This is a genomic window from [Clostridium] symbiosum (assembly GCA_036419695.1).
GTDB classification, from domain to species: domain Bacteria; phylum Bacillota; class Clostridia; order Lachnospirales; family Lachnospiraceae; genus Otoolea; species Otoolea symbiosa_A.
The window spans coordinates 1835909-1854244 of record CP143946.1 but is presented as its reverse complement, the minus strand read 5'-3'; the positions used below and the strand labels follow the sequence as shown (position 1 = coordinate 1854244).

The following is an 18336-nucleotide window of genomic DNA, read 5'->3' as shown; positions in this document are numbered from 1 at the left end:
CGCCTCTTTTTCTGCTCTTCTTTTATACCCCTCTCAGCACGTTCAGTCTCTCGATCCGGGCATCCTCCGGTCCGGTCATCGAACAGCCCTTATCCTTTGCATACTGTATGTAATCGATTATCTCACCCGTAATCTGCTCTCCCGGTGTCAGAATCGGAATTCCCGGCGGGTAGCACATGACAAATTCGCTGCATATCCTCCCGGCCGTGTCTCTGAGCGGCAGGGATTCCTTATCTGCGTAGAACGCCTCCTGCGGTGACAGAATCACCACGGGATCGATATAGTCGTAATCCATCAGACTGGCCTTATCACGGCTGAACCGGCGCCGTATTTCCGAAAGCGCGCTCACGAGGCGCTCCACCTCTCTCTGCCGGTCTCCGATGGAAAGGTAAGCCAGGATATTGCCGAGATCGCCGAATTCGATCTGGATATCATACTCATCCCTCAACAGGTCGTAGACTTCGATGCCCGCCAGGCCGATATCCCTGGTGTGTATGGAAAGCTTCGTCACATCAAAGTCATAAATACTGTCCCCGTTGACAAGCTCCCTGCTGTAGGCATAATAACCGCCAATCCTGTTTATCTCATCTCTGGCATACCCGGCCATTTCGATTACCTTTCCAAATGCCTCCCTTCCTCTCAGAGCCAGGTTCCTCCTGGAAATATCGAGGCTTGACAGCAGAAGGTAGGAACCGCTTGTCGTCTGGGTCAGATTGATAATCTGCCTCACATAACCGGCCGGCATCGCAGGGCCTGTAAGGAGCAGGGAACTCTGGGTCAGGCTCCCGCCGGACTTGTGCATGGAGATGGCCGCCATATCCGCGCCAGCCGCCATGGCCGGCACCGGCAGTCCTTCCCCAAAATAGAAATGCGTTCCGTGGGCTTCGTCGGCCAGACAGAGCATCCCATGTTCATGCGCCAGCCGGGCAATGGAACGCAGATCGGAACAGATTCCGTAGTAAGTCGGGTTGTTGACAAACACGGCCTTCGCATCCGGATTTTCTTCAATGGCCTTCCTGACGTCCGAAAGACGCATTCCCAGAGGAATTCCCAGTCTCTTGTCCCCGGCCGGGTTCACATAGACCGGCACGGCTCCACAGAGTACAAGCGCGCCCATCACACTGCGGTGGGCGTTCCTGGGAAGGATAATCTTCTCCCCCCTCTTTACGGAGGCCAGCACCATACTCTGGACCGCCGAGGTCGTGCCTCCCACCATCAAAAATGCATGGGCGGCGCCAAACGCCTCCGCGGCCAGCCGCTCCGCGTCGGCGATGACAGATACGGGATGGCACAGATTGTCGAGGGGTTTCATCGAATTGACGTCCATCTGCATACATGTCTCCCCGAGCAGGGCAGTCAGCTCCGGGTTCCCCCTCCCCCTCTTGTGTCCCGGCACGTCAAAGGGCACAACTCTCATTTTCTGAAATTTTTCCAGCGCCTCATAGATGGGCGCCCTCTCCTGGGAAAGCTCCGTCATTTTCCATTTCCTCCCTGGTTCCGTCTTCTTGTTAATAAATATTGCGTCCGCTGAAAATCTCAATCATCTCCCGGCGCAGGCTGTCCATGATGGCCAGCCTGGTTCTCGGCGGAAGCTCGTAAACATCTGTTTTAAACAGATAATTCTGCAGGTCTATGTCTTTCACCATCATCTTGGTATGAAAAAGATTGGCCTCGTAGACATTGATATCCACCACATCGTATCTGCGCAGTGTCTCCTCCGCAATATAATCCTGGATGGACTTGACGCGGTGATCCATAAACAGCTTCCTGCCGTCCATATCCCTCGTGAATCCGCGGACACGGTAATCCATTGTGATGATATCCGAATCAAAGGAACCGATCAGGTAATCGAGCGTGGACAGCGGCGTAATCTCCCCGCAGGTAGCCACGTCGATATCCACGCGGAAGGTAGCCAGACACGTTTCCGGATGGTATTCCGGATAGGTATGGACCGTCACATGGCTTTTGTCGAGATGGGCCACCTGTGTCTCCCGCCCCACCGGGACCATAGAACCCTCGGCTATCAGAAGCGTCACGGACGCCCCCTGCGGCTCATAGTCCTGCTGAGAAATGTTTAACACGGTCGCTCCAATCATATCCGTCAGCGTCGTCAGGATTCCGGTCAGACGGTCGGAATTATACTGCTCGTCGATATAGGCTATGTAATCCTTCTGCTCCCTGGGCGTTTTGGCGTAACAGACATCGTAAATATTAAAACTGAGGGCTTTTGTCAGGTTATTAAAACCATATAATTTTAACTTCTGATCCATCTTCTCTCCTTCTCCTGTTTCGTTACTGTTTACTCCGTACCCAGTAACCTAAAACCTGTTTCCCCGTTCCAGGGTAATCGTTCATAGAATCCCGCTCGCTGGATTCTTGCGCTGCCGCGCGGTTGCTTCAGCAACTATTTACCTCTGCGCGGCATGTGCATTCTCGCGGAGCGTTTTTTAATTCATAGGACGTAATTTCCTATGAATTAAAAAAGCGCAAGTAATGTGTCACCATCACTTGCGCATAATCTCAGTCTTTGTTCGATTCTCCTGGATCCGCCGGGTATACTCCCGCCGCATCATAATTTTTATACACCCTTCCCGGGCGTTCTCACGATTCAGGAAAACTTAGATTTTCAGAGTCTATATAGCAAATATTTTACTTTTACCACTCTTATTGACCGTTTCACAAGTTGATGTGCATCATCGCACCGGTTATAAAGTAACCAACTTATAAAATTTGAGCTTCTAACTCAATCAATAAGGCAACGAAAGTTGCCGCTCGGCATTTGACCCGGCTGTCCGTATGGCCTCTACCCGTCTACGGCGGGTGGTCAAGAATATTTGCATGGATGACTCATCCAAAAAATCATCATTTCCCATGTCGCGAGTATCATATCATTTTTTGTGGGGTGAAGTCAAGTAAAAAATTTTCAACGAAATATCGCAAGCCCTCCAAAATAAAAACCAACCTGAATCACTCCCGACAACACCATCACCGTTACCGGATTCATGTGTTTCCACCTGAGCAAAAATACCGCTATACAGAAAATCACCACCGCCTGAACTTTCAGGTTTGAGAGGAGGATTCCCCCCTGCTCCCCGAAGAAAGCGGTAATCATAATAGAGAGTCCGGCCGCCCCGATCAGGGATACCACGGCGGGACGCAGGGAATTCAGGATTCCCTGAAGAAGTGTCATTTTCCTGTATTTCATATAAATCCATGCGATAACCGACACGATAATACAGGAAGGCAGGATACAGCCGAAGGTGGCGCAGAGAGCGCCCGGAAAGCCGGCTATCTTAAGACCGACAAAGGTGGCCGAGTTGATAGCGATGGGACCGGGCGTCATCTGGGATATTGTGACTAAATCGGTAAACTCCCCCAAGCTGAGCCACCGGTGCAGATCCACGACCTGTGCCTGGATCAGGGGCATCGCAGCATAACCGCCGCCGAAACTGAATGCGCCAATCTGAAGGAAACTGAGAAAAAGCTGCAGATAGATCATGATGCCTTTCCTCCTTTCTGTGAAACTACCGTCCTCACGGCGCCGAAAATACCGCAGGCCAATATAATGTAAACCGCGCTGATATTAAGGAAATACACGGCAATGAAGGACAGAACCATAATCAGGATGGAAATATAACTTTTCCCCCTCACAATGCCCTCGCCCATATCGTAAACAACGGAAGCAATTACCGCTCCGACTCCGGCCTGCATGCCCTGGAGCATCAGGGCGATATAGAGGTTGTCGCGAAACGCCGTGTAAAACATCGATACCACCGACAGAATGACAAAAGGCGGGGTCACGGTTCCCAGTATGGACATTAAAAGCCCGGGAACACCAGCCAGCTGATAGCCTACGACTATCGCCCCGTTGACTGCAATCGGTCCTGGGGCAGACTGGGCAATGGCTACCAGATCCAGCATCTCCTCCTCGTCGATCCAGTGATATTCATCTACGAATTTCTTCTTCATCAGTGTGATGATGACATACCCTCCTCCGAAAGTAAAAGCGCTCAGATAGAGCGTGGAAATAAACAGTTTCCAGATTACTTTCTTCTTTTCCATGTCCCTTTCCTCCCTTGTTTTAAGTCCGGTTACTCGAATTATACCCGTTCTTGATTTATTTGTAAAATACTATTATTATATAATATAGATAATTAATTCATTATGTATTTAAAATGATATGCCTCCCCCCGATAGAAAGGAAGACAGTATGACACTCCGCCATATCCGAATCTTTGTCACCGTATATCAATGCGAAAGCATCACAAAAGCCGCCGCGAAACTGCATCTGGCACAGCCCTCCGTGAGTCTCGCCATCAGTGAGCTGGAAGAATATTACGGACTCCGCCTTTTTGACCGTATGGCAAGGCGTATCTATATAACGGAGGCCGGCCGCCAATTCTACAGCTATGCCCTTCACATCTCCTCACTTTTTGACGAGATGGAAAAGGGAATGAAGAAGTCGGGTTCCACCGGCACCCTGAGAGTCGGCGCAGGCATTACCATCGGCTCCCGTCTGCTTCCGGAGCTTCTGGTGCGTTTCAGAAAACAGCATCCCGATTTCAGGGTGAAGGCCCTCATTAAAAATTATTCGGCCGTCGAGGAGGCGCTTCTGTCCAATCAGATCGACTTTGCGCTGGTGGAAGGATCCCCCTCCGCCCCACAGTTCGTCGACATCCCATTTATGAAAGACCGCCTCTGTCTCCTCTGCGGCTCTTCACACCCACTCGCAAAAAAGGACTGCGTCCTGCCGGATGAACTTCTGCCCTATGATTTTCTGATGCGTGAGACGGGCAGCGCAACCAGCGAAATTGTCAAAAGCCTCTGCGCTCTCCACGGCCTGAAGATTACTCCCGCCTGGGAGAGCGCCAGCAATGAGGCCATCATTGAAGCCCTCAAAAAAAACCTGGGGATCACAATCCTCCCCAGGCTCGTCGTACAGAAAGATTTATTAAGCGGCGCCCTCAAAGAGGTCGGCCTCAAAAACATCAATCTGGAACGCATCTTTTCAATTCTTTACCATAAAAACAAATATTTGCCGGAAGTGGCGCGTGAATTCATTGCCTTCTGCTCCGTCACCGCAGAGGAACTCTGCCGTGACGACGCCGTGCCGGAACTTCCGCCCTGTTAAAAACTTCCCGGCCGATTACTGCTGCTCTTTGCTGTTTCCCGCCGCAGCCCCGGCTGTGCTCTCCTTTTTGAACTTCGGGCTGGCAATAAACAGAATCACGCCTGCCGCAAAGATGAAAATGGAGATAAACTGGGAGGTGGAGAACGTGCCCACCGAACCGCGTATCAGGTCTCCTCTGAAATATTCGAGAACAAAACGTCCCGCGCTGTAGCAAATCAGATACAGAGCCGATACCTGCCCCGGCGCTTTCGCCCGCTTGGCAAACAGAAGCAGGATCATGCAGTGTACGAAATTAAGTCCGCTGGAAATCAACTGGGTCGGCAGAAGCGGCACCCCGTTGGGTGCAAAGGCCGAATTCGTAAACACGATGGAAATCGGGCTGTCCGCCTGGATACCATAGCAGCATCCGGCAAGATAACATCCGATTCTTCCCAGTCCCTGCGCCAGTGCGACCGCCGGCATAACCAGGTCAAAATACCGGAAAAATGAAATCTTGTAAACGCGTGAAAATAGGTAGCCTCCAAAAATCCCTCCGATAATTCCTCCGTAAACCACAAAACCGTCCCCAAAATCCAGAAGCAGCTTTGGGTTTTTAACGATATCGTCAAATATTGTGATGTAATACAGCAGCTTTGCACTGATAAGCCCGGACACAATTACCCACAGAGCCAGGGAAATAATCTTGTCACTGTCAAGCCCCTGTTTCTGCGCCCTGTGTTCCGTCATAAAATAAGCAGCCACAAAGCCCAGCCCTATCATGAGGCCGTATCCGTGTATCGTGACGCCGCCGATTGTAAGCAAGTCGTTATGCATATTGTCCTCCGTTCGTGTATTGATGCGGTATTGTCCGCATTCCGGCCATGTAAAAACACCGGTAATACAGATGTGTAATTCTTGCATCGGACATTAGTATAACTTTTTTTCAGGGTTACCGCAACGGATATGTGGTTTTTTTCAGAGAAATTTAATAAAAGGGAGGGGTTTCCACCATCCCAATCAGTTTCGGCATCTCCTCCCGCTCAAACTCCTGGATGGAAATCGCCTTTTTATTCGGATTGGCAAACACAAACGTCTTATTCACATTCTCCACGTAATTCTGGATCTTATCATTGGTGGCGCTTATGATGGCCTGGAAGCCCAGGTCACGGATTAACTGGATACAGCTGGCCACTTTCTCCGCATCCATTTTTGAAAATGCCTCGTCCAGCACCACGAGACGGATCGTCGGATTTCTTCTGAGTTTCGGTGAAAGGCCGATGCGGTAGGCCTGGGCAAAGCTTGCAAGGAGCGCTACATACAGCGGGTTCTGCCCCTCTCCGCCCGAGTTTTTCCGGATCATCTTGCTGAGCTGCAGCTTCATGACGCCGTCGTCGTTTCGGATGATCTGCTGCATATCAAAGGAGAGGTAGGTGCGGTAATCCGCATATTTATCCATGTTTCTTCTGGCTTCCTCCATCTCCTCGGCCGACGCGTTTTCCGGTGGGATGAAGATGCTTATCAGTTCGTTAATCTGTTCTCCATACTGGTTTTCATGCTCCATTGTAAAGAAGTTGAGCTGGTTTTCAAAGGACTGGCTGAGCTTCGAAGGATTGATCTCCAGAGCTTCATCCATAAACATATCGTAGAAACGGCCGTCCGCCCCCTTGTTTTTCCCAATGACAAACTGATATTTGTCCTTTCCAAAGTTCAGGCTGCTGATAATCCGGTTGAGTTCGTCCTTGCGGCCGATGGCCTCGCCGATGGCGCTGCGGATTTTATACATAAAATCGTCTTTGAAACGCTCCACCGCCGTCTTTGCCTGCTCCGCGGCCGCCTCCCTGTAATGCTCCAGATTATCGCAGCCGAGTGTAACAAGCAGCTTTTCATACGCCTCATTATTTCTCACGCTGGGTGAAAAATTCCTGTTTGGATACCGTTTCAGGTAAGCGAGCCGCTCAGACAGCAGAATATCAAACGCCTGATCCCTGGCTTCCGCCGCCGAACCGGCCTGTCCCTTAAAATAATCCCTCAGCTTGTCGTAATTCGGGTTGTCACGTTTGGAGAGGAACTCGCAAAGCTGCTCTTCCAGCATCTTTTCTTCTTTGAAATCACGCTCCCTGTCGGAAAGTTCTCCCTGTTTCCAGACGGCCTCTTTCTTTAACCGCTCCAGCTCCTCCTGGCTCCGGTTCGTCTGCCGGTCGATCTCACGCAGTTCCTCTTCCTTACCGGATCTCAGAACCTCAACCGCCTCTCTTTCCTTCTCCCACTCGTCAATGTTCTGCTCCTTCATCTTCCGGAGCTTTTCTTTCAGCTGGTTTTGCTCTCTTGTCTTGATCTTTAGCTGCCTGATATCTTCAAGCCATTCCAGGTAAGTGTCCGCACTGCTCTCCATCTTTTCAAGCTCCAGGATGCGGCCGCATTCCTTCTGCAGTTCTTCCTGCGGCGCTCTCTCCGTGCGGCAGCGCGTGATCTCCTCCTCCAGCAGCCTGATTCTTTTTCTCACACTGGCTTTTCCAATATAGGCGAATTTTGTATAGTGGTCGGGATTTACAAACTGCAGGCGTAAATTGTGGTACAGCATGCAGTCGGGCGTGATTCCAGTCCTGTTTTTACGGAGTTCCTCTATGGTGCGGCATTTAATAACCTTTCCAAGAAGCATATCGATGTATGGCCTTAAATAATCCTCCTTGACGAGAACCTCCTCCGACAGGGCGTTTTCAAAGACCTGAGGTGTGATTTCCGCCGCCTTCTCCGTGTCGAGGACCGCTACGTTCCAGTATTCTTTTCGGTCCAGTTCCCCGTATAGTTCCATCGCCGTTTTCGCATAGGCGGGCGGCACGACAAGAGACAGCTTGTTTCCGGCCAGATAGCCCTCCACGGCATTTCTCCACTCGTCGCTTTTAACGTCCAGAAGATCGGAAAGGACATAAACCTCCACCTGTTTTTTCCGTTCCTCAAACAGCCGCTTTTTTATGTAGGAGCGGGCATTTTCCAGGTATTTGGGGTATGCTTTTCCTCCGGCCCGGAGCTTCTCCAGCTCTTCGACGGCCTGTTTCTCCCTCTTTACCAGTTCACGGATGGCGGCTCCGGCCTCCTGCTTCTGCCTGGCCACGTCCTCCCTCGTCTCTTCCACCGAACTTTTCAGCCGTTCGAGAACGGCCCTGTCGATGGATCGGGCCTCGAATTCCTCTATATCCCAGATGGTCTGGTTGGATGTGATATCCTCGTCCACCCAGGCCTTTAACCCGGCGGCCGTCCTCTGCCACCTGTCCTCACTTTTCATAAGACGCTCCAGGAGTTCGTTCATCCCCTTAAGCTTCTCCTTCAGTTCATCATAACCGGTGGAAGAAATCTGGCGGAGAAGTTCATCGCTCTTTGCCTTAAGCGCCGCAATCTGGCTTTTTACCTGCTGCCCCGTCTCTTCCTGTTTTCGCAGGTCAAATGCAGTCTGTTCCATCCGGTCCGACAGTCCGGCCACCTGGATGCGCAGATCCAGAATCTCCATCTTATCCATGTAATAGGTGTTTTTCCGGATCAGTTCTTCCTGTGCCTCCACCGCCCTGTATTTCTCAGAAAGGGCCTTCAGCTCCTCAATTTCCCGGCAGGTATCCTCTATCTTTTTTCTCATTCTGCCGTACTGCATGACGCTCTCCTGCATATCCTCAATGTGGATATCCTGCTCCATGCAGATATATTCCTTTACAAAATCCTCCAGCTTGATATTCATCCTGAAGGGAATCGCCCGTTTAAAAAGCAGGGGGAATTTTTCCTGGTCGAGGCCTCCCAGATACACATCGTAGAGGATCCGGCGGAACCTCTCGTTGTGGGAGGTATAAAAGCACTCTTCTTTGCCGTAGGAACGGTTCAGCCGCTCCTCCACCTCGGCGATGGTCATCGCCCGTTCGCCCGTCCGGTAACCGTCTTCCCACAGCGGCCCCTTGTGCCAGAAAAATTTTCTTGAAATCTCATTCGTGGAGGTCTCCACGTCGAATACGATACCGACGCACTGGCAGTCCTGTGTGTCCGTCCTCTTCAGTTCCAGGACTATGGTCGTAGAGAAATTCCGGTTCCTTAAATAGGCAAACTCATTATTTTCTCCAATATTCACCATGCCTCTGAGGTATTCAATCAGGCTCCGGTCCGAATCATCCGCGGCGGCCTTGTTGAAAAATCCCCTTCCGTCCGTATTGGCGTACAGCACAATCTGCATTGCATCGATTACGGTGGATTTGCCGCTCCCGGAATGGCCGGTAAAAAAATTGATCTCCTCGCTGAAAGAGAGGGTTTTCCTGCTGATATAGTGCCAGTTATTCAGGCAAATGCGGGAAAGCGCCACAAAACGGTCCGTATCATTCCTCGTCTGCTGTGTCATCCTGCTCCTCCTCCTGCGTACTGTCTGCTCCTCCCGGCTCCGCCTCTGTTTCCAATTCGGGTTCTGAGCCCGGTTCCTCGTCCATAAAGGATTCCAGAAGTTCCCTGACATCATCCCCCATCAGCACCACGTTGATGCAGGGGTAAACGATCAGCCTGCTGCTTCCCTTTAAATCATCTAAAAGCTCCAGAGGCTCTATAATCTGGTATTTTTTAAGCAGCGTCACGGCTCTTTTAATATCGGTTGGGGAAGGCTGCTTTTTAAAAAGGCGGTAGCTCCCCAGCTTCTCATGCATCTCTCCCAGCGTCGTGTAAACATTTACGCTGGTGGACACACTCTCCATCTGTTCGTCGTAAATCAGTTTCAGAATCAGCAGGTACAGGGTGGCAAGCCTCGGCAGCTTATCTCCCACCAGCGTTTCTCCCTGGATATAAATCACGCCCAGCTGGCTGTTTTCACAGACAGAGATACCGCTGATTGAAAAATAGAGCCGTATGAATTCCAGATGCTTGTTGCAGATCCTGAATTCACGGTTATACTGGAACCGTCCCGTCCGTCTGTCGTATTTGCGTTCCAGGATAAAGGTCTGGCGGAGCAGGAGACGGATAGAGTCCGTAACCTCCTTCTGCTCTTCCCCCATCAGACCGTCAAAATACGGAATTTCTGTCATTTGTCCCTCCTTACAAATACCAGCTTCGGATAGCGGTATCTGCCGTTGTCTATCAGTTCAGCCTCTTCCTCCTCCACATGGTACAGACTTTTCTGTCTGGTGGAGTAATCATAGGCCAGGATCAGTTTCTCAAATTCTTCATCATTTGTAACCGTCTTCTCTCCCACTTCCATCTTTCCCGAAACGGCGCGCTGTGTGATAAAGCTCTCTATCTCGGCGCGGCTGTAGCGGCACTTTACACGGTTCAGGTTAAGTATTTCCTCTGTTGTCAGCTCTTTTTCTTCCTCGTCCGGTTCCAGGTCCTTTGCAAAATCCGCCTTCACCCTCCTCCGTTTATAGAGCGAGCCCTCCGACAGGATATTCATCTGGGACAGATTCATCCTGCTGCCGATTTGAACCAGCTTTTCATCCTGACCGCCGTCGTCCGACAGATGGTTGAGCAGACGGATAATCAGGCCCTTGGTATTGTCCTCCTGGTTCAAAAGGTAGTTTAACCTCGTCACGGTGGCTCTCACATATCTGGAATGCTCCTTATCCATGTTGGAAATCCTGCGCTCGATGTCATCGAAACCTCTCTCAATCTGGCTCAGTGTCTCCTGGATTTCGGTAAGCTTTTCTTCATCCACTGCACCGTCGTCCGATACCGTCCCTCCGCCCTTTCGCACAAGATTTTCAAGCCAGCGGCCATCCTCCCTCATCTCTGCAATCCAGAACTTGATGTCGTTTTTATACAGATAAAAGTTGTCCGACGTCTTAAGAATGTGATATTTCTTCCTGACGATTTCCTCCACATAGCCCTCCAGGTGATCTTTTAACAGATTTCCATAGGTCTTCTGCTCCAGAAGGCCTGCAAAAAATTTATCCATGTTATGCAGCATATCCTGAAGCGTCTTATTGAGCCTTTTCGTGTTGATCAGCGCAGTATTTAACAGGCTTAAGCCCGCTCTCTTGTCATTCTTAAGGGAAAACAGAATTGCATAGATATTCTGAATATAGATCTGAGTTTCGTCTTCCTCATCGTTCAAAAGCTTTCCGAATGCGTCCAGCATGACGGCTGCGTAATCGGGGATTACAATATTGGCCGTCATGGATGCATAGTCGTCTACTTTCCTGAGCCAGCCTGCACGGAGCAGCCAGTTGAGGACTCTGGTCGCCGGCGGTTCCAGCGTATCCAGATCGTCCTCCATCTCATCCTGCCAAATTACATACTTTTTACGGGCAAAGTGTTCACCCAGAATCCGTATGCAGGCCTCCCTGCTCAGAAAATAGTTACTGTATTCGTATTCTTCGTTTATTTTCAACAATGCCTCTATGTAGATGGGCCGGTTGACGGAGCGGAATAGGCCCCAAAACCGGTCCGGTATTTCATTCATCAGTTTCATCTTCCGCCTCCGCTGTCTTTCGCCATCACACCGCGATATAATGCCATATTTCCCCCGCTCTAATTCTCCAGGGATTTAAGCGCCGCAAGGAGCACCGAGAGGTCAAGCGGCTTCACAAGATATCCGTTCATTCCGGCTTCCATGGCCTGGCACCTGTCTTCCTCGAACGCGTTGGCCGTCATAGCCAGAATCGGAACCGTCGCCGCGTCCCTTCTATCCATGGAACGGATGGCTCTCGTAGCCTCTAACCCGTTCATCACAGGCATTCTGATATCCATCAGAACCGCAAAAAAGCTGTTTTCCGGCGATGCCTCAAACGTCTCTACGGCGTTTTGCCCGTCTGCCGCCGTCACGATGCAGAGGCCGTGCATTTCCAGAAGCGATTTGGCAATCTCCAGGTTCAGTTCATTATCTTCCACCAGAAGAATCTTCTTTCCAAGAAATTCACTTTCCATGGCCTGTTTGCTCAGGCTGGCGCTGCGGCCTGCCCGGAACTTTGTAAATGTTTCGTATACCGATGTCCGAAACAGCGGTTTTGAGATAAAGTAATCCGCTCCCGCCGCCCTGGCTTCCGCCTCGATGCTGCTCCAGTCATAGGCGGAGATGATAATGATCATCGTGTTCGGCCCCGTCAGTTCCCTGATGCGCCGGACCGTCTCGATGCCGTCCATCTCCGGCATCCTCCAGTCGATCATCGCCACGTCAAACATCCATCCCGCCACCAGGGCTTTCTCCACTTCCGCCACCGCTTTGATACCGGAATTTACGAACACGGTACCTGCGCCGATTCCGTCCAAAATCGCGGCAGCCTGCTCACCTATGTATTCATTGTCATCCGCAATCAGAACTTTCAGGCCCTTTAACAGTTCCCGTGTTTTGCGCTCTTTTTCTCTTTCCCCGTCATCGTGAAGAAGGCCGAAGGGAAGTCTGACCGTAAAACGGCTTCCCTCATTCTTCCTGCTCTCCGCCTTAATGTCTCCGCCCATCAGATTGACAAGGTTATACACGATAGACAAGCCAAGGCCGCTGCCGATCTTGTTTCTCGCGCTGTCCGCCGTCTCCTGTTCAAAAGGCTGGTAAAGCTTCTCCAGGAACTCCGCAGACATGCCGATTCCCGTATCGCTGACGGAGAGCTTCAGTATGGCAAAACCGTTGACGCGTTTTTCCTCTTCTATCTCTATCCGGATCTTCCCACCGGCCATTGTAAATTTCACGGCATTGGACAGCAGGTTCATCAGGATCTGTTTAAGCCGCAGGGAATCGCCGATATAGTAGCGTTCCAGCGGGTCCTTGTGGTGAATCTCATAGTCAATTCCGCGTTCCAGGGACTGCGGGAATATGATGGAGTTGATCTCGGCAATCATTTCAATGAAATCAAAGGTTTCACTGGACAGCGTCATTTTCCCCGTCTCGATCTTGGACATGTCGAGAATATCGTTGAGCAGCGACAAAAGGTATCTGGATGAGGTGTCAATCTTATCAAAGCAGTCCTTCACCCGGACCGGATCCTCTATTTTCAGTTTGCCGATGGTACTCATTCCGATAATCGCGTTCATCGGTGTCCTGATATCGTGGCTCATCCTGGAAAGGAAGTCGGACTTGGCGTTATTGGCCGCCTTTGCCGCCGCCAGGGCATCTCGCAAAAGCTGCTCCTGCTTCGCCGTCTCCGCCCTCTGTGCATCCAGAAGTTTAATCATCCTGATGGCAATCATATCTCCGCTCACGGAATTCTCAACGAAAATCAGGTGTGAAGAAATCCAGTGGTACTGTTCGTCGGAGCCCATCTGACGATACTCCAGGTATACCTCCTTCTCACCGCCCGAAAACTTCTGAATTATATTTTCCCTGGAAAACGTCTTTAGATAATCTTCCCTGTATGCGGGATAAGTCCGGCTGCTGCTCTCCAGAATCATCTCATCGTAACTGCCGCACCGGTTGATCGTGTAGGCATTCTGTTCTTCCACAAAACAGTCATAGTAATCCCTCGTCAGGTTCACCCTCATAATCAGAGGATATGCCGTACAGATGGCGGCACGCAGCGACTGGTTCTCGATCAGCCTCTGCTTTTCCGCTTCCAGTTCAATTCGCTTAATCTCGGTAATATCGGTAAATACCGCCTGGATTACCTCCTCGCCGTCCGCATTGACAATCCGGCCCATCGTGACATTAACCCAGACCTGTTCCCCGTTTTGCTTTCTGCTCTCTCTGGTATAAGCAGCCACATCCCCCCACAGGGTCAGTGATTCCGCCGTCTTCATAACCCAGTCCATATCTTTGTCAAGCACCATCTGAAACGGTGTTTTAATATGGTTTCTGTACTCCTCCTCCGACGCATAGCCGTAAAATTCCCAGGCCGTCCGGTTGACGCTGACGAGACGGTGAGAGGGATCCGTCGTAAACTGAAGGATTCCGCAGGGAACCGTATTGTAAAGCTGGGTGAGGAATTTTGCCGTCCGCTCCACTTCCCTGGCCGCACTCTCGATTTTCAGCTCATTTTGTTTCTTCTCCGTTATATCGGTAATGAAACTGTAAAGCACTTCTTCGTCCTGTTCATATACTTTTTTCCCGAGATCGGCAACCCAGATAACACTCCCGTCTTTTCTGGTAATACGGTATTCCGTGTAATAAGAGTCTCCCCGGTTAAGGCCCTCCCCAATTTCCGACCTTACTGCGGCGAAATCTTCGGGCAGAATAAAGTTCTTACAGCAGTTGCCCGTTGCATCTGCATATTCCGTCTGGCTGCCGAAACCCAGCATCTGACAGAGGCTCGGGCTTACCCACCGGGTGGTGAACCTGTCGTCATTCAAACAAATCTGCATTCCTCCGGGAAGCTGCTCAAGCATCAGTTCTATCTGACGATCCCTCTGGTTTAAAATCTCCTGAAGCTGCTCGTAGGACTCCCTCGCAGCCGTCACCGGAAACAGCTCATCATCCTTCACATCTCCATAGGAAGCCGAGTGATGGAGGTGCACAAGCCAGAGTTTTCCGTTCTCCCTGCGGTAGATGAAAGTCGCTCTCTGGTGGAGTTTCATGTACATCCTGGTTCCCTCCACCGACTCCACCCATCCCGTACTCTCACAGAAATAACAGTTCTCCGCCAATTCCCGCACGGTAAATGTCTCATCATACATCTCACATGGAATCATATCGCCTTTTCCTGCACGGAAGGCCTCCGCCACTGCTTCACGTCCCTCTGCCTTCATCTTCTCGCCCGCCCCGATCCACACAATGTCCGGCGCAAACTTGGATATCAGAAATTCCATATCAGATTCACAAAAATATTTATGCAGTATCTCTTTTGTCAAATCCCTTATTTCCTTCAGGATCTCATCCTTCATTTAACTCCCCTTCTCCTGAAACGGCGGCCTGCCCACTGACGTTCCGCCACCCCGGCCCGCATCTTTGTACAGGCAGTCTGCCCGCCGGATGCACCTGTTCGCTCGTTTTTATCCAATATAAGATTATATCAGAATTAGAGACTCAGGTAAAGAAAAAGACGGGGATTTCGTTGAGAAATGAGAACGCAGCCGGATAGCCTGGGGGGCGGAATGGGTAGGGATGGTTATGAGTCTTCAGTCCCGGTTTTTAGGGTGTCGCGGGTGGGGAATCCGGGAGAAAAAATTCCTGCGGGGACCCGCTCCCGCTTGTGGAATGCGCAGCGGATGCTAGCTTCGTGAAAAATCTCAGCAAGCACCGGCGGATTCCCATGTCCCCTTCGGAATATTTTCTCCCTCCTCCCCCACAGGCAAGATTATGGCCGGGACTGAAGACCGGGCAGGTTATCGGCCATTCCGCCCCGTCGGCCTGCGGCCGCTGATCTGTTCTATTTCTTCAAGAGGGGGAAAATATTGTTGCCGCCACTACATTGAGTTCTATATTGAAAACAACGTCGGCTTTTGCTTTACAAGCAGCATTGACTTTATTTTATATTTCGTCTGAGATGCCGTCAGAATATAAAGTATCACAACTTAGTAGTGGCCGCGACAATACATCTCTCCGCACTTGGCGAAAGAGACAATCAGGCTCTGAAGCCGGCGGACGGGGCAATCATCTTCGCTGAGTCTTCAGTCCCGTCGACAACCTGCCCGGGGAAGGAAGGAGAAAAGATTCCGAAGGGGACATTGGAGCCCGCCGGTGCTTAGCGAGGTCCTTTCGAGCTTAGCATCCGCTGTGCGCTCCACAAGCGGAAGCGGGTCCCCGCAGGAATCTTTTCTCCTGGATTCCCCCTCACCACACCCTATAAACCGGGACTGAAGACTCATAAACACCCACCCACTCCCCCGTCCGCCGTCTTACAGAACCGTCCCCGCATCCCAACTAAAATTAAACCCTTTGACAAATCCCCCTTCCATGCTATAATAAAAAGGAAAATTGAACAGTCCAAACGCTATGAAGGGACCTGCAGCACGCACAACAATCCAGAGAGAGACGCATTGGGTGGAAGCGCCTTATTGGGAAGCCGCTGTTACCAGCCCGGAGCGGCCTTAATACGGCCCGGTGATCCCGTTATCATCCGATATGATGAAACTTATTTCAGCTGTTTTCATCATGATCAATGAGAGGTTAACCAGCCGGATTTCCGGCACGGTGATGGAAAGCGCAGTACGCGTTTCTCACCGTCAACCATATAAAAAGGGTGGAACCGCGAGCAGATATGCCCGCCCCTTGCAGCAGTTGTGCTGCAGGAGGGCTTTTTTTGATCAGGAACGCAGTTTCCTGGCCTGAAAAGGCATCCTGACCGGAAAATGTCCGGCGGGACATTACCTTCAGAAACGTTAAACACATTCATACCATAAAGGAGACAAATTATGATCATCACATTAAAAGACGGTTCTCAGAGAGAATATTCCGAACCGAAATCCATCATTGACATTGCCTTCGACATCAGCGAAGGCCTTGCGCGCGCTGCCTGTGCCGGAGAGATTGACGGCAAAACCGCGGATCTCAGAACCGTTGTGGACAGTGACTGTACCTTAAATATCCTGACCGCAAAGGATCCGGAAGGACTTTCCGCCATCCGCCACACCTGTTCCCATGTCCTGGCTGAAGCCGTTAAACGGATGCGTCCCCAGGCCAAGCTGACCATCGGCCCGTCCATTGAAAATGGATTCTACTATGATTTTGACACGGAGCCGTTTACCAGAGAAGATCTTGACAATCTGGAAAAGGAGATGAAAAAAATCATCAAACAGGGACAGAAGCTCGAGAAATTCACGCTTGAAAAAGCTGCCGCCATCCGCCTGATGGAGGAGAGGGAGGAACCGTACAAGGTGGAGCTCATCGAGGCCCTTCCCGAGGGTGAAGAAATCTCATTCTACAGACAGGGAGACGATTTTACCGATCTCTGTGCCGGACCTCACCTGATGAGCACAAAACCAATCAAGGCTTTCAAGCTTATCTCCTCCTCCATGGCTTATTGGAGAGGCGATTCCAGCAAGGCCCAGCTCCAGAGAATCTACGGAACCGCATTTGCCACAAAGGAAGAGTTAAACGCCTACCTGGAACATCTGGAGGATATTAAAAAACGCGACCATAACAAGCTGGGCCGCGAGATGCGTCTTTTCACTACGGTCGACGTCATCGGCCAGGGCCTTCCCCTGCTGATGCCGAAGGGCGTCAAAATCGTCCAGTCCCTGCAGCGCTGGGTCGAAGACCTGGAGGACAATGAGTGGGGCTACATCCGTACCAAAACTCCTCTGATGGCCAAATCCGATTTATATAAGATTTCCGGCCATTGGGATCACTATAAGGACGGCATGTTTGTCCTGGGAGATGAGGAAAAAGACAAGGAAGTCTTCGCACTCCGTCCGATGACCTGTCCTTTCCAGTATTACGTATACAAGAACGACCAGCACTCCTACCGCGAGCTGCCGCTGCGCTACAGCGAAACGTCCACCCTGTTCCGGAATGAGGACTCCGGCGAGATGCACGGCCTGACACGCGTCCGTCAGTTTACCATCTCCGAGGGCCATCTGATTATCCGTCCTGACCAGGTGGAGGAAGAACTGGCCGGCTGTCTGGATCTGGCTGTCCACTGCCTGACTACTCTGGGGCTTCAGGATGACGTGACCTACCGTCTGTCCAAATGGGATCCCAACAACCGGGAAAAATATCTCGGGGACGAGGAGTACTGGGAGAAGACACAGGGCAAGATCCGCGACCTGCTGGTAGAAAAACAGGTTCCATTTACCGAGGCCGACGGTGAAGCCGCATTCTACGGCCCGAAGATCGACATCCAGGCTAAGAATGTGTACGGCAAAGAGGACACGATGATCACAATCCAGTTAGACTGTGCCATTGCCGAGAATTTTGATATGTATTTCATCGACCAGAACGGTGAAAAGGTACGTCCCTATGTCATCCACAGGACATCCATGGGATGCTATGAAAGAACGCTGGCATGGCTCATCGAAAAGTATGCTGGCAAGTTCCCGACCTGGCTCTGCCCTGAGCAGGTGAGGGTTCTTCCAATCTCAGACAAATACGAGTCATACGCGGAAGAGGTGGAAAAAGAATTAAAGAAAAACGGCATCTCCTGCACTCTGGATAGCCGCTCCGAAAAGATTGGTTATAAAATCCGCGAGACGAGACTTGACAAGGTTCCTTATATGCTGGTTGTCGGTCAGCAGGAAGAGGCTGATAAGACGGTCTCCGTCAGAAGCCGTTTTGCAGGCGACGAGGGCGTGAAACCGCTCGGCGAATTCATTGAGCAGATTTGTAAGGAAATCCGGACAAAAGAGATTCGTGAAGAAGTGAGCGAAGTATAAAAATTCCTGTAAAGCAAAGAAAGAGCACCGTTCCT

Annotated in this window: 11 protein-coding genes; 2 read left to right on the top strand and 9 right to left on the bottom strand. The window is 50.9% G+C overall.

Annotated features, from left to right (window positions below; all coding sequences use genetic code 11):
• Window positions 1-22: 22 nt before the first annotated feature.
• The 4 genes from V3C10_08545 to V3C10_08530 all read right to left on the bottom strand — a co-directional run bounded on the left by V3C10_08545 (window position 23) and on the right by V3C10_08530 (window position 4062).
• Window positions 23-1477 carry an aminotransferase class I/II-fold pyridoxal phosphate-dependent enzyme gene (locus tag V3C10_08545; protein WVP63835.1) on the bottom strand — a complete coding sequence of 485 codons (1455 nt, stop codon included), beginning with the start codon at window positions 1475-1477 and terminating at the stop codon, window positions 23-25.
• Between the two features lie 31 nt (window positions 1478-1508).
• A complete protein-coding gene (speD, locus tag V3C10_08540; GenBank protein ID WVP63834.1) occupies window positions 1509-2270 on the bottom strand; it encodes an adenosylmethionine decarboxylase in 762 nt (253 codons plus the stop codon).
• Window positions 2271-2923: 653 nt separating this feature from the next.
• Window positions 2924-3499, bottom strand: coding sequence for a chromate transporter (locus tag V3C10_08535; GenBank protein ID WVP63833.1), 576 nt, complete (start codon window positions 3497-3499; stop codon window positions 2924-2926).
• The gene (locus V3C10_08530; GenBank protein ID WVP63832.1) at window positions 3496-4062 is read right to left on the bottom strand and encodes a chromate transporter; all 567 of its coding nucleotides are present in this window, start codon (window positions 4060-4062) and stop codon (window positions 3496-3498) included. Before V3C10_08530 ends, V3C10_08535 begins: the two co-directional genes overlap by 4 nt.
• Window positions 4063-4210: 148 nt before the next feature.
• Between V3C10_08530 and V3C10_08525 the strand changes: the two genes are divergently transcribed.
• On the top strand, window positions 4211-5131 hold the full coding sequence (locus V3C10_08525; protein WVP63831.1) for a LysR family transcriptional regulator: 921 nt from the start codon (window positions 4211-4213) through the stop codon (window positions 5129-5131).
• 15 nt (window positions 5132-5146) lie between these two features.
• Here the strand turns inward: V3C10_08525 and V3C10_08520 are convergent, their stop codons facing one another.
• From V3C10_08520 to V3C10_08500, 5 genes are all read right to left on the bottom strand, one after another.
• A complete protein-coding gene (locus V3C10_08520; GenBank protein ID WVP63830.1) occupies window positions 5147-5944 on the bottom strand; it encodes a prolipoprotein diacylglyceryl transferase in 798 nt (265 codons plus the stop codon).
• Between the two features lie 151 nt (window positions 5945-6095).
• Window positions 6096-9482 carry an SbcC/MukB-like Walker B domain-containing protein gene (locus V3C10_08515; GenBank protein ID WVP63829.1) on the bottom strand — a complete coding sequence of 1129 codons (3387 nt, stop codon included), beginning with the start codon at window positions 9480-9482 and terminating at the stop codon, window positions 6096-6098.
• Window positions 9460-10152: a DUF4194 domain-containing protein gene (locus V3C10_08510; GenBank protein ID WVP63828.1), complete on the bottom strand. Its 693-nt coding sequence runs from the start codon at window positions 10150-10152 to the stop codon at window positions 9460-9462. Before V3C10_08510 ends, V3C10_08515 begins: the two co-directional genes overlap by 23 nt.
• Window positions 10149-11534, bottom strand: coding sequence for a Wadjet anti-phage system protein JetA family protein (locus V3C10_08505; protein WVP63827.1), 1386 nt, complete (start codon window positions 11532-11534; stop codon window positions 10149-10151). Before V3C10_08505 ends, V3C10_08510 begins: the two co-directional genes overlap by 4 nt.
• A 59-nt stretch (window positions 11535-11593) precedes the next feature.
• Window positions 11594-14872, bottom strand: coding sequence for a response regulator (locus V3C10_08500; protein WVP63826.1), 3279 nt, complete (start codon window positions 14870-14872; stop codon window positions 11594-11596).
• A gap of 1470 nt (window positions 14873-16342) precedes the next feature.
• Here V3C10_08500 and thrS point away from each other — a divergent pair.
• Complete coding sequence (gene thrS, locus V3C10_08495) at window positions 16343-18301, top strand: threonine--tRNA ligase (protein ID WVP63825.1); 1959 nt, start codon at window positions 16343-16345, stop codon at window positions 18299-18301.
• Window positions 18302-18336: the final 35 nt, after the last annotated feature.

Excerpts from the sequence above, each read along its gene's own strand:
- V3C10_08525 (WVP63831.1), top strand. The coding sequence starts at position 4,211 with ATGACACTCCGCCATATCCGAATCTTTGTCACCGTATATCAATGCGAA.
- V3C10_08520 (WVP63830.1), bottom strand. The coding sequence starts at position 5,944 with ATGCATAACGACTTGCTTACAATCGGCGGCGTCACGATACACGGATAC.
- V3C10_08530 (WVP63832.1), bottom strand. The coding sequence starts at position 4,062 with ATGGAAAAGAAGAAAGTAATCTGGAAACTGTTTATTTCCACGCTCTAT.
- V3C10_08535 (WVP63833.1), bottom strand. The coding sequence starts at position 3,499 with ATGATCTATCTGCAGCTTTTTCTCAGTTTCCTTCAGATTGGCGCATTC.
- V3C10_08505 (WVP63827.1), bottom strand. The coding sequence starts at position 11,534 with ATGAAACTGATGAATGAAATACCGGACCGGTTTTGGGGCCTATTCCGC.
- thrS (WVP63825.1), top strand. The coding sequence starts at position 16,343 with ATGATCATCACATTAAAAGACGGTTCTCAGAGAGAATATTCCGAACCG.
- speD (WVP63834.1), bottom strand. The coding sequence starts at position 2,270 with ATGGATCAGAAGTTAAAATTATATGGTTTTAATAACCTGACAAAAGCC.
- V3C10_08500 (WVP63826.1), bottom strand. The coding sequence starts at position 14,872 with ATGAAGGATGAGATCCTGAAGGAAATAAGGGATTTGACAAAAGAGATA.
- V3C10_08515 (WVP63829.1), bottom strand. The coding sequence starts at position 9,482 with ATGACACAGCAGACGAGGAATGATACGGACCGTTTTGTGGCGCTTTCC.
- V3C10_08545 (WVP63835.1), bottom strand. The coding sequence starts at position 1,477 with ATGACGGAGCTTTCCCAGGAGAGGGCGCCCATCTATGAGGCGCTGGAA.
- V3C10_08510 (WVP63828.1), bottom strand. The coding sequence starts at position 10,152 with ATGACAGAAATTCCGTATTTTGACGGTCTGATGGGGGAAGAGCAGAAG.